The 23,111-nt window shown below is 70.0% G+C and carries 8 protein-coding genes and 3 pseudogenes; 5 read left to right on the forward strand and 6 right to left on the reverse strand.

Going from position 1 to position 23,111, the window contains the following annotated elements:
* Positions 1 to 60: 60 nt before the first annotated feature.
* Positions 61 to 1,581, reverse strand: coding sequence for an MFS transporter (locus ACH4TL_RS44470; protein WP_398331124.1), 1,521 nt, complete (start codon positions 1,579 to 1,581; stop codon positions 61 to 63).
* A gap of 58 nt (positions 1,582 to 1,639) precedes the next feature.
* Between ACH4TL_RS44470 and ACH4TL_RS44475 the strand changes: the two genes are divergently transcribed.
* Positions 1,640 to 1,882: a hypothetical protein gene (locus ACH4TL_RS44475; protein WP_398331121.1), complete on the forward strand. Its 243-nt coding sequence runs from the start codon at positions 1,640 to 1,642 to the stop codon at positions 1,880 to 1,882.
* Between the two features lie 80 nt (positions 1,883 to 1,962).
* Here ACH4TL_RS44475 and ACH4TL_RS44480 read toward each other — a convergent pair whose 3' ends face one another.
* From ACH4TL_RS44480 to ACH4TL_RS44500, 5 genes are all read right to left on the reverse strand, one after another.
* Positions 1,963 to 2,778, reverse strand: coding sequence for a thioesterase II family protein (locus tag ACH4TL_RS44480; RefSeq protein ID WP_398331118.1), 816 nt, complete (start codon positions 2,776 to 2,778; stop codon positions 1,963 to 1,965).
* Complete coding sequence (locus ACH4TL_RS44485; RefSeq protein ID WP_398331115.1) at positions 2,766 to 4,304, reverse strand: GMC family oxidoreductase; 1,539 nt, start codon at positions 4,302 to 4,304, stop codon at positions 2,766 to 2,768. Before ACH4TL_RS44485 ends, ACH4TL_RS44480 begins: the two co-directional genes overlap by 13 nt.
* Positions 4,305 to 4,308: 4 nt before the next feature.
* On the reverse strand, positions 4,309 to 7,680 hold the full coding sequence (locus ACH4TL_RS44490) for an amino acid adenylation domain-containing protein (RefSeq protein WP_398331112.1): 3,372 nt from the start codon (positions 7,678 to 7,680) through the stop codon (positions 4,309 to 4,311).
* 19 nt (positions 7,681 to 7,699) lie between these two features.
* The gene (locus ACH4TL_RS44495; protein WP_398331109.1) at positions 7,700 to 11,881 is read right to left on the reverse strand and encodes an amino acid adenylation domain-containing protein; all 4,182 of its coding nucleotides are present in this window, start codon (positions 11,879 to 11,881) and stop codon (positions 7,700 to 7,702) included.
* Positions 11,882 to 12,086: 205 nt separating this feature from the next.
* Entirely contained in the window at positions 12,087 to 19,475 is a 7,389-nt protein-coding gene (locus ACH4TL_RS44500; RefSeq protein ID WP_398425492.1) for a type I polyketide synthase, read from the reverse strand.
* 949 nt (positions 19,476 to 20,424) lie between these two features.
* On the opposite strand from ACH4TL_RS44500, the pseudogene cysC reads away from it, so the two are divergent.
* The 4 genes and pseudogenes from cysC to ACH4TL_RS44520 all read left to right on the forward strand — a co-directional run.
* Positions 20,425 to 20,973 (forward strand): annotated as a pseudogene (gene cysC / locus ACH4TL_RS44505) (adenylyl-sulfate kinase).
* Positions 20,970 to 21,908 (forward strand): sulfate adenylyltransferase subunit CysD, encoded by a 939-nt coding sequence (cysD, locus tag ACH4TL_RS44510; protein WP_398331103.1) that lies wholly within the window; start codon positions 20,970 to 20,972, stop codon positions 21,906 to 21,908. The pseudogene cysC and the gene cysD overlap by 4 nt, the downstream one beginning before the upstream one ends.
* 2 nt (positions 21,909 to 21,910) lie before the next feature.
* A pseudogene (locus ACH4TL_RS44515) lies at positions 21,911 to 22,662 on the forward strand (GTP-binding protein).
* Positions 22,663 to 22,784: 122 nt separating this feature from the next.
* Positions 22,785 to 23,018, forward strand: a pseudogene (locus ACH4TL_RS44520) (3-hydroxyacyl-CoA dehydrogenase NAD-binding domain-containing protein); the annotation flags it as partial.
* Between the last annotated feature and the right edge of the window lie 93 nt (positions 23,019 to 23,111).

The following is a 23,111-nucleotide window of genomic DNA, read 5'->3' on the forward strand; positions in this document are numbered from 1 at the left end:
TTGCAACGACTCGGCTGAAGGCGATGACGGGCACCCGGTCGTCGATGAGGTCGCCCTCGGTCAGGAGCGGGGTACGGTCGGCTGGCGGGTCGCTGGACCGGATCCCTCCGGCGCATCCTTCTCCACCTCCGCTCCCCCGTGAACCGGAGCCCGACGCCCGGGCCACGCCGGTCCCGGCAGCAGCACGCAGGCCAGCACGACGCCCACGGCGACGATCGCCGCAGCGGCGCCGAAACCGGCGGCGGCAGAGCTCTCGAAGTCGGACGGGGCGGCACCGTGCGGGTCGCCGGCCCGCTGGGCGAGCACGGAGCCCACGACGGCCACACCCATGGCGTTGCCCAGCTCCAGCATGGTGTCGTTGAGCGCGGACGCATTGCCCGAGCGCTCCGGCGGCACCAGTCGCAGCACGGTGTCCGTCGCCGGGGACAACGCCACACCGGTGCCGATACCCAAGAGGGCCAGTCCGACCAGAATGCCCGGGTACGCTCCGTCCGCGGCCAGCGTCAAGATGCCTGCGGCGGCCACCACGAGGCCCGTCGTCACCCCGCCGCGCGGGCCGGTGCGCCGGGCCAGCCAGGGTGAGACGGATGAGCCCAGCCCGACCGCGACCGCGAGGGGGGCGATCGCCAGTCCGGCCCGCAACGGGCTGTATCCGAGGCTGAACTGGAGGTACTGGGTCAGCACGAACAGCGTGCCCGCCACACCGCTGAACAGCAGCGTGATCCCCGCGCTCGCACCTATGAAGACCGGCCGGCGCAGCAGCCCGAAGTCCACCATCGGGCTCGGATGCCGCCGCTCCCAGACGGTGAACGCACCACCGGCGACGAGCGCCGCGCCGAACGCGCCGAGCACCGGCGTCGACGTCCATCCCTCGCCCGATGCGTGGATGGCGCCGTACACCAGCCCCACCATGGCGGCGCCGCCCAGGATGGCGCCCACCGGGTCCATCGGGCGCGGTACTGTCGCCGCCGACTCCGGCAGCAGGAAGACGCCCGCGGTCAGCACGACGGCTACCGGCAGCAGGTTCACCAGGAACACCGAGCCCCACCCGAGGTGGGCGGCCAGAGCGCCGCCGAGCACCGGGCCCACTGCCACCCCCAGGGCGGATGTGCTGCCCCACACGGCGATCGCCCGGGGCCGCTCCCGTTCCGGGAACACGTCCACCAGGATCGACAGAGTGCCCGGCATGACCATCGCCGCGGCCACCCCCATAACGGCCCGAGCGGCGATCAGCTGGCCGGTGCCCTGCGCGGTGAGCGCGATCAGGCTGCCCCCTCCGTACAGGGCCATGCCGAGCAGCGTGGCTCGCTTGCGGCCATAGCGGTCGGACAGGGTGCCGGCGGTGAGCAGACCGGCTGCGAGGACCAGGGCATAGCTGTCGACGACCCACTGGGTCTCGCCGATGCTCGCGCCCAGGTCCCGCCTCATGCTGGGCAGGGCGACATTGAGCAGGCTGTTGTTGAGGACGATCACGAAGAGGGCGAGGGACAGCACCCCGAGCACCCACCAGCGCCGCGGATCCGGCCGGTCCTCTGCGGCTGCTGGCGCCCGGGCCTTGTCCGTCTCCTGTATCTCCTGCATTGCGGTCCTTCCGTCATGCTCCCGAGCGGGCGGCACGGGGCGTGCGCCCGGCAGCAGCGTGCTGGCGCGTGCTGAAGTCCCGCTTGTACGGCCGGCGTCCGGCCCCGCGCAGTCTGCGGCGGGCGACGGCCACTACGGCCCGGAGAAGCGCGTCGCCGACAACCTGGTCTCGCTCCGGCTCGCGGGCGAGGTCGTCTCCGCCACCCGGCTGGCCACGGGACCCAGCGGGCGCAGTTGGTGCTCCGCCTACCCGGAGGGAGCAACGGGGGATCGGGCAGACGGAGCGGCGGCGGCGGCCTGAGCAGGGCACCGGCCCGCATGGCTCAGTTTCACCCGCGCCGCTAAAGCACTGGCTGTGTTCCACCGTCGCACCGCACCGCGTCAGTGACCGTATGCCCCGCTGCTCACAGGCTCGTTGTGCGACCGCCGGCCGAGCAGGTCGTCCGCCAGAACCGGCAGGAAGCCGTCCGGGTCGTCGTGCGGGAAGAAGTGCCCGCCAGGGAAGAGACGGATAGTCGTATCGGCAACCGAATGCTTTGACCAGGCCGCGAGTTCCTCCCTCGTGGTGGAAGCGTCCGATCGGCCGCCATAGACGGTAACCGGACAGCCCAATGCCGGGCCGGGACGGTGGGTGTGCGTCTCGGCTACCGCGAAGTCGGCCCGCAGGGTGGGCAGCATGACGTTCAGCATCGGGTTGTCGGCGTGCGGCTCGGCCAGTCCTCCGTGCAACTCTCCCAGTCGGGAAAAAATCTCTTCCGAAGGAGCGTCATGCACAGGGGTCGCCCGGCGTGGCACGTGCGGCGCGGGCAACCCGGCGACGAGCAGCCTGACCGGCTCGGGCAGGCCGAGCCGACGCTGTGCCCGGCACAGCTCGAAGGCGATACCGGCGCCCATGCTGTGACCGAACCAGGCGTGCGGCCGGTCGAACAGCGGGGTGACATCCCGTAGGAGCGGCGGCAGCAGGTCGTCGAGGCGCTTGTAGGGGCGTTCCCCGAAGCGGGACTCACGCCCCGGGAGCCGGATCGGCACGACCTCGATCTCCGGCTCCAGGCGCTGCCTCCAGGCGCGGAAAACGGTCGCGCCTCCACCGGCGTGGGGCAGGCAGAGGAGCCGGATCCGGGCCTCCGGCAGCGGCTTGCGGCGGACGGCCCACGCGCCGGACCGGGCGAGAGCCGGGGTACGGGTCAGCTCATCCATCGTGCCGCCCTTTCTGCGAGTGCGAGACAGGTCAGGTTGGGCGGGGTGCTGGTCATCGTGGGGAACACCGAGGCGTCGACGACGTACAGCCCTGTAGCGCCATGGACGGCGCAGCGCTGGTCCACCACGGAGCCTGGGTCATCCGCCGGGCCCATCCGGGCCGTGCCGACGGCGTGCCAGCTGGGCGAGACGAAACGGGTGACGGCGCTACGCAGCATCCGGTCCTCGCGTACCATCCGGTCGGTCCAGACGAGCACCCGTTCCAGCAGCCCGGCCATCGGTGACGACCGCAGTACCTCCCATGCCTGCCGGACGGCGGCCATCAGCAGCTCGACATCGGCCGACTCGCTGGCCAGGCCGAGCACGATCTCCGGTGCGGTTTCGGGGGCAGTGTCCCGGATCGTGACCCTGCCCCGGGAGACAGGCCGCAGCACCATGGCGGACAGCCCTACGGCGAGCTCGGCCCGGAGCATGCCTCCGATCAACGGATTCGCCGCAGTGGGTACCGCGTCCAGCAGAAACAGCCCGATGTCCGGCGTTCCGCGAGCCGGAGCGGACGTGCAGCGGGCGGTCACCTGGTGCCAGCTGTCTCCCGCCCGGCAGACGCCGGGGCGGGGTTCGGACCAGAGCACGACCGCGGGGTGGTCGGTGAGGTTCTGTCCTACTCCAGACAGGTCCAGGGCGGGGGTGATGCCAAGTCCAGCCAGCAGCCCGGGGTCGCCGATGCCGGAACGCTGGAGCACCGCAGGAGTGTTGATCGCTCCAGCGGCCAGCGTCACCCGGCCGGCCGCCACGCGCTGGAGCCGTCGGTCGCGCCATACCTCGACCCCGGTGGCCCTGTTCCGTCCGTCCAGCAGAACCCGGGCCGCCAGGGTCTTGGTCCAGAGCGTCAGGCCAGTCCGTGCGCGAGCCGCCGCAAGGTGGCTCTCGGCCGACGAGATCCGGCGGTCGCCGACGGCGTTGACCGGCGTGACCCCGGCCCCCAGCGCAGCGCCGGAGTTCAGGTCCTCGAGGACCGGCAGCCCACGTCGCGCACAGCCGTCGAGGAAGGCCGCGGCCGTGGTGGCAAGAGAATCCACGGCGGCCCGGCGGATCGGTACCGGCCCGTCCGTGCCGTGCTCCGGCCCGTTGAAGTCCAGGTCCGTCTCCAGGCCGATCAGATACGGCCGCAGCTGCTCCCAGCCCCACTCGGTGTTCCCGGCAGCCGTCCAGGCGTCGAGGTCCGCGGGCAAGGGACGCAGCGCGAGCGCGCCGTTGACGGCGGAGGAGCCACCGACGACTTTGCCGATCCTGTACGGGAACTCCCGTCTGCCGCCCTCCGATGGCAGTGCCGTGTAGTCCCAGTTGCGGCCGGTGAGGACCGGCGCTCCGGCCCGCTCGTCCGCGTTGCCGGGGAGCTCCCCGGCCTCGATCAGCAGGACCCGGCGTCCGGGCTCCTCCGACAGGCGGGCGGCGAGCACCGCGCCGGCCGAACCCGCGCCGACGACCACGTCGTCCCAGTACAGGACTTCCGTTTCCGTACTCACCGGGTCATGCCTCCTGCCGGGCCTTGAGCAGGGCGGCCAGTCCGGCGACCGTGGGGTTCTCGAAGAGCAGTTGGAGACCTTCTTCGGTGTCGCCCTCCCAGTGGAACTCCTTCCGCACCCGGGTCAGGATCTGCACTGCGTGCAGGGAGTCGCCACCGATCTCGAAGAAGTTGTCCTCCACCCCGAAGCCGTCGAACTCCATGGCCTGTGCCCAGATGGCTGCCACAGCCACCTCGGTCTCGTCGCGGGGAGCGACGATCTCGTAGGCGTCAAGCTCGCTCCAGGGTGTGGGCAGCCGGGCTACGTCGACCTTGCCGTTGGCGCTGAGAGGGATGGCGTCGATGAACAGGCAGTGCTTGGGGACCATGTATTCGGGGAGTAGCTCCGCCAGCTCCGCGAGCAGCTCCGCGCTCTCCGCCGTCCCGGCCGCGGCCGGGACGGCGTAGGCGACGAGCTGACGACGGCCGGTGGCGGGGTTGGTGTGCACCCGGGCGATCGCTCGGCTCACTCCGGAGAGCCGCTCCAGGGTGGCGGCGATCTCGCCGAGTTCCACCCGGTAACCGTTGATCTTCACCTGAAAATCGCGGCGGCCGAGGAACTCGATGTCTCCGTCTGGCAGATAGCGGCCCATGTCGCCGGTGCGGTAGAGCAGTTCACCCGACTTCGGGTGGGGCACGAAGCGCTCCGCAGTGCGCTCCGGGTCGGCCCAGTAGCCCTTGGCCACGCCCGTGCCACCGATCCAGATCTCGCCGGTAGCCCACACCGGGCGTGCCTCGAACCGGTCGTCGAGGACATGCAAGGTCTGGTTGGCCAGGGGCTTGCCGTACGGGATCCTGGTCCACTCCGGCGGGACCTCGCCGATCGGGTGGTGCACCGACCAGATGGACGCCTCGGTGGCCCCGCCCAGGCTGATGACCTCGGCCCGCGGGTGCCGGGCGCGGACCGCGTCAGGCAGCGCCACCGGGATCCAGTCGCCACTAAGCAGCACGAGCCGCAGATCACCGGACCGCCCCTCGGACAGGCGAGCGGACGAGTCGACCCACAGCTGCATCAGAGCAGGCACCGAGTTCCACACGGTGACGCCGTGGCGCTCCGCCAGCTCGGCCCAGCAGCCGGGGTCGTGTGAGCGTTCGGCGCTCGGCAGCACAAGGGTGCCGCCGGCCGCGAGCGTGCCGAAGACGTCGTAGACAGAGAGGTCGAAGGTCAGCCCCGAGAGGCCGAGCACACGGTCCGCCGGGCCCACCGAGAAGCGCCGGTTGAGGTCCTGGATGGTGTTCACGGCTCCGCGGTGGTCGATCATCACGCCCTTCGGGACGCCGGTGGAGCCGGATGTGAAAATCACATAGGCAAGATCCTCAGGGGACGGTCCGGTAGCCGGGGCCGAGTCCGGCTGCGCCAGCGTCTCGGCGTCGTCCAGGGTCACCAGGACCGTCCCGTCGGGCCAGGGCAGCTCGTCGCGGTACCGGGACGACGTGACCACGATCCTCACCCGGCCGGACTCCATCACCTGCTGGCGGCGGGCCGCGGGCCACTGCGGATCGACCGGCAGGTAGGCCGCGCCGGAGGCCACCACTCCGAGGACCGCAGGGACTTGCTCCGGGCTTTTGTCCAGCACGACGCCGACCAGTGTGCCGGTGGCGGCACCGAGCCCCGCGAGCCTGTGCGCGAGCCGGTACGCCGAGGCCATCACGTCGCCGTAGCCGAGCCGGCATTCATCGGACAGCACAGCCGTGGCGTCCGGGGTACGGAGCGCCTGCTCGGCAACGATGCCGAGCAGGGTCCCGCCGGGCAGATCGAGACCGGTGGCGTTGACTCCGTCACGCTGTTCGAGCTGCGGGCGCGGCGCCGAGACCGTCGGGCCGAGGGCGTCCCAGAGGCTCGGCTCGCTGCTCAACCGGCCCAGCAGTGTGCGGAAGGCGGCGAACATGTCGTCGAGCAGGCCCTCGGGGAACAAGGCCTCCACCGCGTCCCAGTTGAAGACCAGTTCCCCGTTCTCCTCCATCACCTGGTGGTCGAGCCAGACCTGGGGGGTCTGACTCACTCCGTGGCGGTACTCGCCGAAGAAGGCCATACCGTCCATCGCGTCGGCATCGCCCGAGAAGCCGAGCGCGCTGGTGAAGACGATCGGCATCCCGGCCCCGGGGCCGCTGCCGAGCCGCCGCGCCCGCTCCCGCAGAACCCGAACACCGCTGTACGACGCGTGTTCCAGGTCCTTCATCAGCTGCTGCTGGAAACCCGCGGTCCGCAGCGCGAAGGACTGATCCTGGGCGCCACTCACCTGAAGCAGGATCAGTGAGGTGAAGTCGCCGATGATCTCGGCGAGTTGCGGGTGGATCTCGGTGGGCCGGTTGAAGAGCGTCAGGTTGAGGGTGAAGTCGCTCTGCAGCGACCAGAGGCGCAGCACGTCGGTGAAGGCCGCCAGCAGGACGGAGGACGGGGTGAGGCCACGTTCCCGGGCAATCTTCTTGACCAACTCCCACTGCTCGCGGGGCAGGCCGGCCCGGCGCCGGGTGAAGACCGTGCGGTCCGCCGAACCGGGCTGGTTCGCCAGGGGCAGGTCGGGGGCGGGCGCCAGTTCGTCGAGTCTGTCCAGCCAGTACTTCTCGGCGGCCCGGTAGCGGGCCCCGTCACGCTTTTCCTCCTCGGCAAGGACAAAGTCCCGGTAGCCGATCGCGAACGACTCCGGCTGCCAGGTCTCGTCCTCGTAGTGGTGCTGCCAGTCACGGAAGAACAGGTTGAAGCTGTAGGCGTCCATGATGAGCAGGTCGAGGCTGATGTGCAGGCGGAGCCCCTCGCGATGCCGGGTCGCGCGGATGTCGAACAGCGGCCAGGTGTCTGGGGCGAGGACCTGGTGGTCGAGCTCGCCCCGCAGGGTCCGCAGGTGCTCCTCGAAGGCGTTCTCGGTTGCGTCACTCTTGTCGTAGAACCGGATCCCGTACTCAGGGACTTCGGGGAGCACCCGCTGGCGGCCGTCCGGCCCGATCACCGCGCGCAGCATGTCGTGTCGGGCGATCACCTTCCGCAGGGCCCTCTCCAGGCGTGCCACATCGAGGCCGTCGCGGTCGAGCTCGAAGTAGAAATGTGTCGCAACCCCGCCCAGTTCCAGGGCGCGGTTGTGGCCGATCCAGTAGGCATGCTGAATGTCCGTCAGAGCGAACGGCTCGTTACGCTCGCCCGGCCGGGCGGTGAGCGTCACCGGCTCGGCACCCTTCTCGGTGGCACGCAGCAGGGTCACCAACTCGTCGCGCCGCGCTCGTAGTTCGTCACGAAGCGAGGCGGTGAGTGCGCCGGGCGGCGCAATCACATCGAGACTGTCCCCGGAGAGCCTCAGCTTGATGCCGAGCTGCTGGAGTTCCGATATCAGATCGTGGTCCATCGCGGGTCCTCCCCTGGGGTCAGTGCTGAGCGGGACAGCTGGTCATGAGCGCGGCGACGGCCGCGACGTGGGCGTCGGTGAGCAGTGTGTGGTGGGTGCCGTCGGTGCGCGTGGCGGCGGCCCGGCCGCTGGTGAGCGAGGCCCAGCCCCAATCCGCCGAGCCCGTGTGCGGATGGTCCGCGAACTCGCTCACTGTCCCGTGCGCCGCCCGGACCACGGTGATGTCGGCCGCGACCGTAGCCGCCCGATAGCGATGGCAAGCGGTGATGACCCCTCGAAACACCGGCCAGCTCTGTGCCAGGTCGGCGGCGTCAGGGACGTCGAGGCCTTGTTCCTGGGCCAGTGCCACGACCCGGGGCAGCCGCTCCGGCACCGGGGCGGCGGCCAGTTCGGCCGCCACGGCGGGGCGAACCGCCGCCGGGGCGAAGCCGACGTCCAGATCCTCCAGGAACCACAGGAGCATGGCCGCATCGTCGGGCTCGGCCGCCTTGGAGGCCCCCTGGTCCGGAGCTGGTGAGTCGATCACCACGAGCCGCTCCACGGTTTCGCCCCGCTGCTCCAGCAGCCGGGCCAGCTCGAAGGCGATCACGGAGCCGGACGACCAGCCAGCCAGCCGGTAGGGACCGTGCGGGTGAGCGGCGAGCAGCGCCTGGGCGTAGCACTCGGCCAGTGCCTCAACGGAGTCCAGTGGCTCCCTGCCCACGCCCGGGCCGGGCGCCTGGAAGGCGTACGCGGGCCCGTCCAGCAGTTCCGCCAGTCCCCGGTAGCAGAGCACGTTCCCGCCAGCCGGGTGCACCATCACCCAGGGGGTCCCGTCACCCGTGTCATCGAGCGCCACCAGCGGGGACCACTCGTCCTGCCCGGCCTCCAGCAGTGCGCCGAGCGCGGCGACCGTCCGGTGCTCCAGCAGTGCCCCGAGCGGGGCGCGCAGACCCAGCCGGGTGCCGACCAGGCCGATGACGCGCAGCGCCGCGAAGGACTGCCCGCCAAGGTCGAAGAAGTCGTCGTGGACGCCGACCGGTTCGACTTCAAGGACCGACTCCCAGATCTCCACGAGGACCTTCTCGGTCTCCGTGCGGGGCGCCGTGTACGAACGGGTCGGGCCGTCCTGCGCCGGGCCCATGGCCTCCAGCGCGCGGCGGTCCAGCTTGCCGTTGGCCGTGAGCGGCAGCCCGTCGACGACGACGACGAAGCTCGGTACGAGGTGGCCAGGCAGCCGTTCCGCGAGATAGGTACGCAGTTCCTCCGGCTCCGGACGCAGTACGTCCGGCTCGGCGACGACATAGCCGGCGAGCTGCTGTCCCGAGCCGGAGGCGCGGGCGACGACGACCGCATGCCGCACGGCCGGGTGCTGGGCCAACGCATGCTCGATCTCGCCCGGTTCCACCCTGAATCCCTGGATCTTGACCTGGAAGTCGGCGCGTCCCAGAAATTCGATGTCGCCGTTCGGCAGATAGCGGCCGAGGTCGCCGGTCCGGTACAGCCGCTCGCCGGTGACCGGGTCGGTGACGAAGGAGGCCGCCGTCCGGTCGGGGTCGTGGAGGTAGCCGAGTGCGACACCGCAACCGCCGATGAACAGGTTGCCGGTGACCCAGTCGGGGACGTCACGGCCCACCGCGTCCAGTACCCGCCAGGTCTGGTTTCCCAGCGGACGACCGTAGGGGATGCTCGACCAGGCCGGATCGACCCGGTCAATCGGGTGGTGGATGGACCAGATCGAGGCTTCGGTGGCGCCGCCGAGGCTCACGACCCGCGCATGGGGCGCGATCCGGGCGATCAGGTCCGGGAGTCGGACCGGTATCCAGTCGCCGCTCAGCAGCACCACGCGCAGTGCAGGGAAGGTGAGCCCGGCCTGCTCGGCGGCCTCCGCGAACAGCTGCATCATCGCCGGTACCGAGTTCCAGACCGTGACACCGTGTTCCAGCACCAGATCCGCCCACTGTCCCGGGCTCGCGGCTCCGGCCGGGGGCAGCAGCAAGGTCGCACCGGCCTCGGCGGTGCCGAAGACGTCGTAGACGGAGAGGTCGAAGCAGAGCGAGGAGACGCCGAAGACCACATCGTCCTGGCCGATGCCGAATCTGCGGTTGATGTCGACCACGGTGTTCAGCGGCCCACGGTGGTCGAGCACCGCACCCTTGGGCTTGCCGCTGGACCCCGAGGTGTAGATGACGTAGGCGGTGTCCCCGGGGTCACCCTCGTGCGTGGGCACTGAGCCCTCCACCAGCTCCGCGTCGGCGACCGTCAGCACCGGGCAGCCGGCGTCCAGAGCAAGGACGTTCCGTGCGTCCGGCGAAGTGAGCACTGCGGCGACCCGCGCGTCCACCAGGAGTTCGCCCACGCGCTCGCGGGGCCAACCGGGGTCTATGGGCACATAGGCGGCCCCGGCCGCGAGCACCCCGTGGACAGCGGCGATCTGTTCACCGCCCTTCGGCAGGACGACGGCGACCTTGTCGCCGGGCCGGACACCGTAGCGGTGCAGGATGGCGGCCACGTCCCGGGCGCGGGCGTGCAGTTCCGCGTAGTCCGTGACACCGTCCGCCGCCACCACGGCCGGAGCCCCGGGACGTCGGCCGGCCTGCCGGGCCAGTGCGCGGCCGAGCAGGCCCTCGGGTATTTCACAGACCGTGTCGTTGACCACAGCGCGACGTTCGCGCTGTCCGTCCGGCAGCAGGCCGAAGGAGCCGCGTGCCCAGGCGGCCGGGTCGTCCGCGAGCAGCAGGAGCAGGTCACGGTAGGCCGTGTGCATGGCATCGACCAGCCCGGCTGGAAACATGGTCTCCACCAGGTCCCAGACTACCCAGAGGCCGCCATCGCTCTGCTCCCAGAACTGGTTATCGAGCAGCACCTGTGGCGTTTCCAGATGGCTGAAGACCGGCTGGTCGAGGTGGCCCATGAACAGTCCGCTGCCGATCACGAACGGGCATGTCGCGCGACCGGGCGTCCGCCGTACCTGATTGAGCGTCTGGAGGACCTTCACCCCGCTCCAGTAGGTGTGTTCCATGTCGGTCATGACCTGGCTCTGCAGCCGTCGTGCCCGGTCCCGGAAGGTCTCGTCGTGCCGCCAGTCGACCTCCAGCGGGTACAGCGAAGCGAAGTTGCCGACCACCTCCGAGATCTGCGGATGGATCGGCAGCCGGTGGGTCATCATGTTGTTCAGCAGGAAGTGCCGGGACCCGGACCAGTACGCCACAAGTTCGGCGTAGACCGCATACACGGCATTGGTCGCGGTGACACCGTTGTCCGTCGCCCGCTGCTTGAAGCGGGTCCACTGGCCGGCGGTCAGGGTGAACTCGCGGCGGGTGAGCTGCACCCTGGTACGGGTGTCCGTGCCGCTCACCAGCGGCAGGTTCGGCGCTTCCGGCCAGTCGGCCATCCGGCCGCACCAGTACTTCCTCGAGGCTTCGCCGCGCTCCGACTCTTCCAGGGCGGCCAGCGCCAGCACGCAGTCGCGATAGGCCAGTTCCAGTTCCGGCAGGGTCTCGGACGGGTGGTGGTAGCTGCGCAGCACACTGTCGAGGAAACGGCCGGTGCCGGGGCCGTCGCTGAAGAAGTTGTTGTTGTTGTAGTGCAGCCGGGCCCGGCCGTCACCGTAGCGAGTGATCCGCACGTCCATCCAGGGCCAGGTGTCCAGCGGGAGTTCGGCCGCCTGCATCTCGTCCCGGGTCCGCTCGACAACGGCGCGCGCCTCGGCCTCGGGGGCCTGCCGGACGTCCGTGACCCGGACCTTCACGGGCACGGGGTCACGGACGGTCTCCAGCTGGAGGTCGTCGCGCACCACCACCAGGCTGTCGCGCTGGCGGTGCAGCATGCGGTTGAGCGCGGCCTCGAAGCGCGCGGCGTCGAGTTCCGCGAAGTCGAACTCCATGTACTGGTGCGGCCGGACGTGGTACTCGAACTGAGCAGTGCTGCCGACCAAGAACGACATCTGGAGGTCAGACGGCGGGAACGGTTCGTAGCGCCGCTGCTCGTCGCGGACGACCTGCGGGAGCGCGCCGGTCTGCCGGGCAGCGTCGCCCTGCTTGAGCAGGGCGACCAGCTCCGCCTTGTGCTCGGTGAGTTCCTGCCGAATCTGGTCGGGGAGCGAGCCGGCGGTGGCGCGCACCTCGATGTGGTCACCGTCGACCAGCCGCAGGCGGATGCCCTGCTGGGCGAGCCGGCCCAGCAGCTCGGCAGGGTCGGCGTGGCCTCCGTGTGCTGTCATTCCGGGAACTCCATTTCGGACGATCGGGGGCGCCTGACCCGGTCGGGCCGACACCGCCACGGGGAAGTGGCACGCAGCCGGGGCCGGGGCATGGCGCCCAGGGGCACGACGCCACGGGTCCGAGGCGCGTCTGTTCGTCCGCCGACCGGTGAACCGACGGGCGAACAGACGTGGGACGGCGGCGCGATGTGGGCGTGGATCGGATTCAGATGGTGAGAACCTCGACATCGTCGGCCCCGCCGTCGCCGACCTCTCCGTCGTCGGCGACCAGGCCGCGGAGCGTGACCTGTCGGTGGATCAGATCGACCACGTCGGCGACGGTGTTGCCTCCGAACACGAACGAGGGTGGGACATCCGCCGAGAAGTCGGCCAGCAGCCGGTTTCGAAGCCGTACGGCGCTCAGTGAGTCAAGGCCGAGCTCGCTCAGCCTGCGCTGCCCGAAGGTGGGCCGCAGCTCGTCCCGCTGCCGCGCCGTGAGGCCGAGCAGCTCACCAACTGCCCCGAGAAGGTCCTCGCCGATCGCGGCCTTCGCGGCCTGGGGATCCCGGCGCGCGAGTTCAGCCACGCAGTCGGCCGCACGGCCCTCCAGGTCCGCGGCCGGTTCCGCCGGGGTTTCGGGCAGACGCCCGCCCGGGGTGCGGTCCGGAGCCAGGTCGCTCAACAGGGTGTACGGCAGCCGGTGGTTGTCCATGGCGGTGAACCGGGCCCAGTCGACCGTCGCGAGCCCGGCTGTCGGAAGGGCGCCGTCCAGCAGGCTGCTGAGCGCTGCCAGGGCCTCGGCGGAGCCGATGCCGGTGATGCCGGTACGGGCAAGCCGGGCGAGCAACTCGGGATGAGCGGCCATGCCGGCCTCCGCCCAGGGGCCCCAGTTGACGCCAAGCGCCACCTGTCCCTCGTGACGCCGCTGTTCGGCGAGCCCGTCCAGGAAAGCGTTGGCGGTAACATAGGCGGCTTGTCCTGCCGAGCCGGTCAGGGCCGCGAGCGACGAAAAGAGCACGAAGAAGTCCAGCTCGACGCCCGCGGTGAGCGTGTGGAGGTTACTCGCGCCCTGGGCCTTCGGCCGGAGGACGGCATCGAAGCGTCCGCGGTCGAGATCGATCAGCGGGACGTCATCAACGACACCGGCAGCATGGACAACACCGCGCAGCGGGGGCAGTTCCCGGTCGATCCGCCCGAACAGGCCGGTCATCGCCGGGCGGTCGGCCACATCGGCCGGCCAGAGCTCGACCCGTACCCCGGCGGCCCGCAGCTCCTGAACCTCACGCGGGATTCCGGATGGTATGGAGCGGCTGGTCAGCACCAGGCACCGCGCGCCCCGGTCAGCCAGCCACAGCGCGGTGGCCAGGCCCAGCGCACCGAGTCCGCCGGTCACCAGATAGCTGCCGTCCGGACGGACGGATGCCGTTGCCGCGTCGCCGGGCCCGGATTCCCTCAGTCGGGCGGTGAACCACCGGCCGTCACGCACCGCCAGATGGCCGCGCCCCGGCAGTCCCGCGACACGGGCGAGCACCCCGGTCAACGGCGGCGGCGTCCCGCCCGGCTCGAAGTCGACCTGGACACACTTGAGTTCCGGGTACTCTGCGATGACCGCCTTGGCCAGCCCGGTGAGCATCGCCTGTCCGGCATCCGGACGCGTCGGCACCTGCGGAACCCGGACCGCGCCGGTCGAGCAGACCACGAAATCAGGGCGTTCAGAGCCGAACTCCCGCATGAACTGCCTGAGAGTCGCGAAGGCCGTACCCGCGGGCCCAAAGAGATCGCTCCCGGCTTCCGCGGGGGTGCCCCAAAGGACCATTCCGGCGACCGTGCCCGCCCGGTCACGGGCTTCGATGAACAGTCGGGCCAATTCCTCGTCGGAAGCGTCCGGAGCGACTACCAGTGCCTGGGCCATGGTTCCGACCCCGGCGCACCAGTCGTCGATCGGCGCGGCGTCCGTCCCGCAGACCAGCCAGATGCCCGGACGCTGGTCAGTGGCCTCCGGTGGGGCCGGTACCCAATCCGTCCGAAGCGTCCGCACCCCGGCCCCGGCCGCAGCGGCGATCCGGTCCGGCGCGACCGGCCGCAGCCGCAGCGCCTCGACGGTCGCCAGCGATTCACCGTCGTCCGACAGCAGGTCCAGATCGAAGGCGCGTGTGCCGTCGTCCTCGGATCCCACGTCACGGACCACGCACCACACGTGTGCGGGCAGTCGGCGGTAGACGGTGATCCGGTCGATGCCGACCGGCAGGAACAGCTCCTCCGTGTCGCCGAGGAAGGCCGAGGTCACGTGGAAGCAGGCGTCGAGCACGACGGGGTGCGCCTGGTACGCAGCGCGGTCCTCGGCCGGGAGCGTCACCTCCACACGGCCGACGGCCCGCGTCCCAGCCGCCCAAAGCCGACGCAGTCCGCGGAAGGCCGGACCATAGTCAAGTCCGCGCTCACGCAGCGTCTTGTACAGCATCCCGACGTCCAGCTCGGTAAGGCCGTCGCGCAGCCGGTCGAGGTCGGCCCGGGTGTCCGGGGCCGGTTCCGCCGCCTGCACGGCGGCCACCGTGACGTGCTCCGTCCACTCGTCCCGCCCAGACACCCGGCTGAAGCCGCGGATCCCGTGCCCCGCCTCGGCCACCATCTGGGTGGCGACCGGTGCGTCATCGGGCAACGGCAGAAAAGCGGTCAAGGACACCCCGCGAAGCGACCACGGCCCGTCACCCGCGGCCGCGCGGACGGCCGCGTCGGCCCACTCCGTCATCGCGGCACCGGGCAGCACCGGCCGGCCCGCCACCCGGTGCTGGTCGAGGTACCAGGGCTGTTCGGCGGTCAAAGTACGGGAAAACCAGTGGGCCTCGGCACCGGCGAGCTCGACGGGGGCGCCGAGCAGCGGGTGTCGCCCATCGGCACCGTCGGTGAACCAGTGGCGGGTCGGCTCGAGCGGGTGGCCCGGCAGCCGGACCGGCAGCGGCAGCCGCCCGTACGTCCCGTCCCGGTCCCTCAGCAGCCCCGTCCAGTCGACCTGCCCGCCCCTGACGTACCACTGGGCCAGTCCCTCGTTGAAGCGCCGGTCGTCGGTGTCGTCCCGGTGCAGACTCGGCAGGCTGACCGCGTCGGTGAGCACGGCGTCGATGAGGGGGCTGAGCACCGGGTGTGGTCCGCACTCCACGACGGTGGTGCAGCCGAGCGCGGCCAGACTGTCCAGGCAGTCACCGAACCGCACCGGCTCCAGTGCGTGCCGTGCGAGATGACCGGCCGAGAGCTCCGGTACGGCGACGCCGGTCAGGTTGGACACCAGGGGGATCTCGGGGGTGTGGAAGGTGACCGTCGAGGCGAAGCGCTCGAACTCGGCGACGGCGTCCGCCATCAGTGGGGAGTGGAAGGCGCGGGTGCCGTGCAGACGGGTGACCCGGGCACCCCGCTTGGCCCAGCGGGCGGCGAGCCCCGCCGTCGCCTCCTCGGCACCGGAGATCACCAGGTCCTCCGGCCCGTTGAGGGCGGCAACCACTACCGAACGGTCCGCGGGAAGCTCCGCGCGCACCGCCGCGAGCAGTTCGCTGTCCGCGTGGACCGCGAACATCGTCCCGGGCCCGGCGAGGTCCTGCATGGCGGTGGCGCGGGCGACGACCAGCCGGACGGCGTCCGGAAGGCTCAGGGCGCCGGCGACGCAGGCCGCCACGTACTCGCCGAGGCTGTGCCCGGCCACGGCGTCGGGTTCCATCCCGCTCGCGCGCCACAGGGCGGCCAGCGCGTAGTCCACGGCGAAGAGGGCCGGCTGTGCGAAGCGGGTCTGTTCGAGGTCCACCTTGGGGCCCGGGGCGTCGCACAGCGTCGGCAGCAGGGAGACGCCGAGCTCTGCGCGCAGCACCGCGTCCACCCGGTCGAGCGTTTCGCGGAAGGCGGCATGCCGGAAGTACAGGGCTTTGGCCATGCCGTGGTATTGCGCGCCCTGGCCGGTGAACACGAAGGCCACCGGGCCGTCCCCTGCGCGGCCGGCAACGCCTGACGCCACCGCGTCGGTCGGCAGGCCGTTCCGGTACGCGGTGAGTGCCTCCGCCGTATCCTGATGCGACCGGGCCAGCACGGCGAGGCGGTGGTCATGGTGGGGGCGCCGGGCTCCGGCGGTGTGGACCAGCGCGTTCGAGGCCGGAGTCGCGACGTCTTCCCCTCCCACCAGCCGCGCGTAGTCACCGGCGAGTCGGTGCAGGGCGGGCCCGCTCTTCGCGGAGACCGGGAGGAGAAACCACTCGCCGCTGTCCGCCACCTCCACGACGGGTTGCCGGGTCGGCGCGCCGGAGAGGATCACATGTGCGTTGGTGCCGCCGAAGCCGAACGAGCTGACGGCCGCGGCCTGTCCAGGGCCCTCGGGCCAGTCCGTCGCCGAACGAGCAATCCGCAGGCGGGAGCCCTCCAGGTCGATCAGCGGGTTGACCGTGCCCACGTGCAGCGAGGCCGGGATCCGGCGGTGTTCCAGGCAGAGCACCGTCTTGATCAGGCCTGCCATGCCGGCTGCGGCCTCCAGGTGGCCGATGTTGCTCTTCACCGAGCCGACGTGGAGTTCGGGGTCGTCCGGTTCGCCGTAGACGGCACGCAGCGCGCCCATCTCGATGGGATCGCCGAGCCTGGTTCCGGTGCCGTGGGCCTCCACGTAACCGATCTGTCCGGCCGTCAGGCCGCCGGAGGCGAGCGCCGCGCGCAGTGCCGCCTCCTGAGCCAGTCCGTTCGGCGCCGTCAGGGTGCTGCTGCGTCCGTCGGAAGAGACCGCCGAGCCCTGGACCAGGGCTCGGATCCGGTCGTCGTCGGCGAGCGCGTCCGAGCTACGTCGCAGCACGACCACACCGCAGCCCTCGCCGCGCACGTAGCCGTCCGCCGCGGCGTCGAACGTCTTGCACCGGCCGTCCGGGGCCAGCATGCCGGCCTGAGTGAAGCCGGTGGTCAGCGCGGGGTCCAAAAGCAGGTTGACGCCGGCGACGACGGCGCGATCGCACGCGCCGCGCCGCAGGTCTTCGCATGCCTGATGGAGAGCCACCAGGGAAGACGAGCAGGCCGTGTCCACCACCTGGCTGGGGCCTCGAAGGTCCCAGAGGTAGGAGATGCGGTTGGCCGCGATGCTGGACGCGTTGCCGGTGCCGTCGTGGGCGGTGACGGAACGGTGAGCACGGTCCTGGAGCCGGCCGTAGTCGTTGGTACTGATACCCACATAGACGCCGGTCCTGCCCCCAGCAAGCGCCGCGGTGTCCGTTCCGGCGTCTTCAAGGGCCCGCCACACGGTGGTCAGCAGTAGGCGCTGCTGCGGATCCATGTGCCGCGCCTCGTCGCGGGAGATACCGAAGAACGCGGCATCGAACTCATCCACGCCGTCGATGAATCCGCCCCACGCCGGTTCACCGTGCTCCAGCCGGTAGCCGAGCAGCTTGCGGCGTGGTGGCACCTCGGTCACCGCGTCCCGCCCGTCGAGGAGCAGCTGCCAGAAGGCATCGACGTCCTTGGCACCCGGCAGGCGGCAGGCCATGCCAATGACAGCGACCGGCTCGCGGTCGTCCGGCGGTTGCGGCGCGGCCGCCTCGGCCCGCTGCCACGACCGGGTTCCGTCGCCGCCAGTGAGCGCGCCGGCCAGTGCCGCGACTGTGGGGTGGTTGTAGAAGGCCTTGACGTCAACCGGGTCGCCGAGCCAGGCGCGGAGGTCACCGGCGAGTCCGGCCAGCCCCAACGAGTCGAGTCCGAAGGAGCCGAACGGAGCGTTCACCGGGATCGCGCGGGGGTCGAGCCCTCGGAGGTGGGCAATCCGCCCAGTCAGCCAGTCGGTCATCTCCTGCCGGGAGCGGCCCGGTCCAGCCGGTACGGGGGTGGGCAGGCCGACCGCCGCGGAGGTGGAGGAGGTGTGCACCGACTTGAGCTCGCCCGCCAGATGGAGCCGCTTGCACTCCTGGCGTCGGACCTTGCCGCTCGATGTCAGCGGGAGCTGGGCCGGGCGGATCAGTACGACGGTCTGCGGATCGACCTGATGGGCTTCGACGACGGCGAGCCGAATACTCTGCACGACCTCGTCGCGGTCGGCGTCGCGGAAGCCGTTCCGCGTCAGTTCGGTGACCACGACCAGCTGTTCCACACCTTCAGGGTTCTCTACCGAGAAGGCGACACCCTTGTCTCGTTCGAGCGCCGGGTGGGAGTCGGCGACGGTGAGCTCGATGTCCTGCGGGTAGTGGTTGACACCGCGGACCACGATGAGGTCCTTGCGCCGTCCGGTGATGTAGGTGTCCGTGCCGAGGCGGCCGCCGAGGTCACCGGTGCGCAGATACGGGCCGGCACCGTTGGCAAGGCGTGCCCCGAACGTGGCCTCTGTCGCGTCGGGATTCTGCCAGTAACCGGGGGCCACGGTTTCGCCACGCAGCCAGATCTCGCCGCACTCGCCGTCCGGCAGCGGAGTGTGTGTCTCCGGGTCCACGATCAGCAGTCCGGTGTCCAGCAGAACATCGCCGTTGCTCGGGAGCCGACGGCTGCCGGGGGTACCGTCGGGCACGCGCCGCAGTCGGCCGTGGCCCAGTTCATCGCCGTCGAAGGAGTCGATACCGAGTGTCTCGCCGGAGTGCCGCATCGTCACGGCGAGTGTGGACTCAGCCATTCCGTAGGCCGGGGTGAAGATGTCGGTACCACATCGGGACGGCCCGAACTCGGCCGCGAAGCGCTCGATCGACTGGGGCCGGATCGGCTCGGCACCGATCATGAAGGTACGGAGCGCCGAGAGGTCCAGGCCCTCGCGGTCCTCAGGGCGGATGCGCTCGCAGCACAGGTCGAGCGAGAAGTTGGGGCCGAAAGTCAGCGCGGCCTGGTAGCGAGTGGCCGCGGTGAGCCAGCGCAGCGGCTCCTGGACGAAGTCGATCGGCGCCATCAGGACGTTCGTCGCACCGGCTCGCAACGGATACATGAGCCCGGCGACCAGACCAAAGTCGTGGAAGAGCGGCAGCCAGGACAATGACACCTCGTCCGGCCCCAGCCGGATCACATCAGCGAGCATGTCGAGCTGATGGACGAGGTTTCGGTGGGTGACCATCACGCCGCGCGGGCGGCCCGTCGAGCCGGAGGTGTACTGGAGATAGGCAACGTCGTTGGGAGCTGCTTCGGGCCGCTGCCATGTCTCCGGGTCCGCCGACAGCTCGGCCGTCGTCATCACAGCGCAGGATGCGGGGAGTTCGTGACGCATCGGCTGGACACGGTCGACGCCGACCACGGCGAGCCGCGGAGTGCAATCGTCGACGATGCCCCCGACCCGCGCACCCTTGCGACTCTTGGTCGGCGGGAAGGCCGGCACCGCGATCGCCTTGGCATAGAGGCAGCCCAAGAAAGCGACGGCGTAGTCGACACCCTGCGGCAGCAGGATAAGTACGCGCTCGCCGGCCATCCCCTGGGCCTGAAGCCCTGCGGCGAAGGACCGGGCGCGTCGATCGTACTCGGCGAAAGACAGGCGCTCGGCCTCGTTCTCTCCCTCGGCCAGCATGATCAGCGCGGGCTTTTCAGACGACTCGACAACCCGCGCACGAACAGCATCAATAATGAACACGAAAATACCCCACCGAGACTCTATTGGCACGCTTCCGCCCGCCTTTGAGTAGCCGGAAGCGGCACACATGAGACCCACCAAAAAGGGTCACCGATAACCTGCCAGAACGGCAGGGAAAAGAATTCGATAAGCCGGAAGCCAGGGCTGGCGACACCTTCAGCCAGCGAGCATCTCAGCAGGAACTGCGCGCATCCATTCGCACTACCGCCACCACCCTCGAACACTCCCCCGTCCGAGACTTGGCCCGCTCGATCGCCGCCTGATTCGCGGTCCGCTCGGCCAAAATCCTTCTACCCTGATGATGGCGATCACCCTAATGAGCGAACCGGAGACATGTCAAGCATTTTCGGACTCACCCATAATCGGAATACAAAGCTCCCCTTGCCGAATTGCGGCCACCCAAGCCGCATACAAGTGTGGGAAGCATGCAAAAACCGACATCTCGACGCCTTGGGTCAAGAGAGTCCGAAATGGCGAACATTCAGATACGTGAATCCGTGCATACGGCTTGAAGAATGAGAGAAGTCACACACAGTATCAAGATCAGTGAGTAGCACTCCCCACAGAAGACACCTATGCTCTGTCGCGACCGCAGGGCCGAACGGGCTGTCCAACAGGGGGAGATGGACGCAAAGGCCGACCATCGGCCAGCTCGGTACTTTCCGACTACGACTGACTTAATCGCTTGTCGGTCCGCGACCTTTCGACGGGTCCGACAATCCAAGTCGGCCCATTCCGCGATGCCCTGGGATCCGTCGACCGCGCGCCGGTCCCGCCAGTGATGACGCCCGCACCTCGTTCAAGCCCGGACGTTTCCCGCCGGTCACCACAGCACACCGGTGGTCGTCCGGCAGCCCTACGGGCGACGTCGACTGCCGGGACCGGACAGCCTGCCGCAGCTGGCAGGACCGAGTGCGGCGCCCGTTCCTGACAGCTCGTCAACTCACCTTCTGGAGAACATCACCGTGACCACAGCCGACACTCCGGTCGCCGGGGAAACCGACGTGGCGGCCCCCGCGTGGCCGTCCCCTTCGAGCGTGGTGCCACGATATGGCTGACCGGACTGCCCAGCGCGGGCAAGACCACTCTCGCCCTCGCCCTGGCCGAGCGGCTGCGCGCCGATGGACACCGGGTCGAGGTGTTGGATGGTGACGAGATCCGCGCCTTCCTGTCAAAGGGGCTGGGGTTCACCCGGGAAGACCGGCACGCCCATGTGACCCGGGCCGGGTTCGTCGCCGAGAAGCTGGCTTCCCACGGAGTCAAGGTGCTGGCCCCCGTCATCGCCCCGTACTGAGCGTCCCGCGCTGCCGTGCGAGAGCGGCACACCGCCGGAGGCGCCGCTTCCCTTGAGATCCATGTCGCCACACCGGTGGAGCTCTGCTCCGAGCGTGATGTCAAGGGCCTGTACGCCAAACTGGCCGCGGGCGAGCTCTCCGGACTGACCGGTGTGGACGACCCGTACGAGGCTCCGGTCGACCCCGAGCTGCGGATCAGCACGCAGGGCCGTTCGGTGGCCCAATCCGCCGCCGAACTGTACACCTTCCTGATCGAAAGGGGACTGGCATGACAACCACAGCCCAGCGTCTGGTGGACAAGCAGCAGAACCCGTTCGTGCTATCGCACCTGGACGCCCTGGAGGCCGACTCGGTCCACATCTTCCGCGAGGTAGCGGGCGAGTTCGAACGACCGGTGATTCTGTTCTCCGGCGGCAAGGACTCCATCGTGATGCTGCACCTGGCGCTGAAGGCGTTCGCACCCGCGCCGGTGCCGTTCGCACTGCTGCACGTCGACACCGGGCACAACTTCCCCGAGGTACTGAAGTACCGCGACCGCACGGCGGCTCGGCACGGGCTGCGACTCCATGTCGCCTCCGTACAGGAGTACATAGACGCCGGAAGGCTCCGTGAGCGTCCGGACGGCACCCGCAACCCGCTGCAGACCGTGCCGCTGTTGGACGCGATCGAGACGAGCAGGTTCGATGCCGTCTTCGGCGGCGGCCGGCGCGACGAGGAGAAGGCCCGCGCCAAGGAGCGGATCTTCTCGCTGCGCGACGAGTTCGGCGCCTGGGACCCTCGCCGCCAGCGCCCCGAACTGTGGTCCCTGTACAACGGCCGGCACGCGGTCGGCGAGCACGTCCGCGTTTTCCCCCTGTCCGACTGGACCGAACTGGACATCTGGCAGTACATCGAGCGCGAGAACATCGAACTGCCGTCGATCTACTACGCACATGAGCGCGAGGTCTTCAGCCGCTCCGGCATGTGGCTCACCGCGGGCGACTGGGGCGGCCCCAAGGAGCACGAGACAGTCGAACGGCGCCTCGTGCGGTATCGCACCGTCGGCGACATGTCCTGTACCGGTGCTGTTGACTCCGGCGCGACGACCATCGCCGACGTCATCACCGAGATCGCCGCCAGTCGCCTCACCGAGCGCGGCGCGACGCGGGCCGACGACAAGATGTCAGAGGCCGCCATGGAGGACCGTAAGCGCGAGGGGTACTTCTAACCATGAGCACCGCCATCGGCACCAGCATCACGTCCCTGCTCCGATTCGCCACCGCAGGCTCCGTCGACGACGGCAAATCCACTCTGGTCGGCCGTCTGCTGCACGATTCCAAGCCGTTACTGGCCGACCAGTTGGAGGCCGTCGAACGCGCCTCGCGCAGCCGTGGCCAGGAAACGCCCGATCTGGCCCTGCTGACCGACGGCCTGCGCGCCGAGCGCGAAACGGGCATCACCATTGACGTCGCGTACCGCTACTTCGCTACCACCCGGCGTCGTTTCATCCTCGCCGACACCCCGGGGCACGTGCAGTACACACGGAACATGGTGACCGGCGCCTCCACCGCCGAACTCGCCGTCGTCCTGGTCGACGCCCGCAACGGTGTCGTCGAGCAGACCCGGCGACACACGGCCGTCGCCGGGTCTGCTGCGTCGCCTCCGGTGTCCTGCGTACCGGCGACACTGTCACCGTACTGCCGTCGGGCCACACCACCACAGTTGAGGGTATCCACACCGTTGGCAGGGAAGCCGACATCGCCTGGGCCCCCCAGTCGGTCGCCGTTCGCCTCGCCGGGGACACCGACATCTCGCGCGGCGACATGATCGTGGCGGGCACCGTCCCCGTCCCCACCAAGGACATCGAGGCGACCGTATGTCACCTCGACCAACGTCCCCTCCTCATCGACCCAGCCGACGGCACCACCCTCACCGCCGGCATGGCGGGCGAGACGTTCCCGAGCGCCGGGGACAACGTCTGACGCGACGGGCCGACCCGCTTGTCATGCGGTGGCGTCGGCTCCCGGCCGGATCGCGCCGGTAACGCGAGCGCCGAAGGAATCAACCGAATCGCATCCAACCGTTCCAGGGACGTGAACCACTCATGCTCCATGCCGCCGTCATCGGCACCGGACTCATCGGCACCTCGGCCGCCCTCGCGCTCACCCGGAGCGGGCTGCACGTGTATCTGGAGGATGCCGACCCGGACTCGGTCCGGACGGCTGCCTCGCTCGGCGCGGGCACCACCGAACGGCCCGGGTACCCGGTGGATCTAGCAATCATCGCGGTGCCCCCGGCCCTTGTGGGCAAGACACTCGCCGACTGCCAGCACCGTGGCCTAGGCAGTTTCGTTTGGATCAGCGTGCTGACCAAAGGAAGATGCCCGCGATGTGGAGTCCGGCCAGGTAGATGGTCGCGGTCTTCTCGTAGC

Origin of the sequence: Streptomyces sp. NPDC021115, assembly GCF_044333065.1 — a bacterium.
Classification (GTDB): domain Bacteria; phylum Actinomycetota; class Actinomycetes; order Streptomycetales; family Streptomycetaceae; genus Streptomyces.

Excerpts from the sequence above, each read along its gene's own strand:
- ACH4TL_RS44470 (WP_398331124.1), bottom strand. The coding sequence starts at position 1,581 with ATGCAGGAGATACAGGAGACGGACAAGGCCCGGGCGCCAGCAGCCGCA.
- ACH4TL_RS44495 (WP_398331109.1), bottom strand. The coding sequence starts at position 11,881 with ATGACAGCACACGGAGGCCACGCCGACCCTGCCGAGCTGCTGGGCCGG.
- cysD (WP_398331103.1), top strand. The coding sequence starts at position 20,970 with ATGACAACCACAGCCCAGCGTCTGGTGGACAAGCAGCAGAACCCGTTC.
- ACH4TL_RS44480 (WP_398331118.1), bottom strand. The coding sequence starts at position 2,778 with ATGGATGAGCTGACCCGTACCCCGGCTCTCGCCCGGTCCGGCGCGTGG.
- ACH4TL_RS44490 (WP_398331112.1), bottom strand. The coding sequence starts at position 7,680 with ATGGACCACGATCTGATATCGGAACTCCAGCAGCTCGGCATCAAGCTG.
- ACH4TL_RS44500 (WP_398425492.1), bottom strand. The coding sequence starts at position 19,475 with ATGTGTGCCGCTTCCGGCTACTCAAAGGCGGGCGGAAGCGTGCCAATA.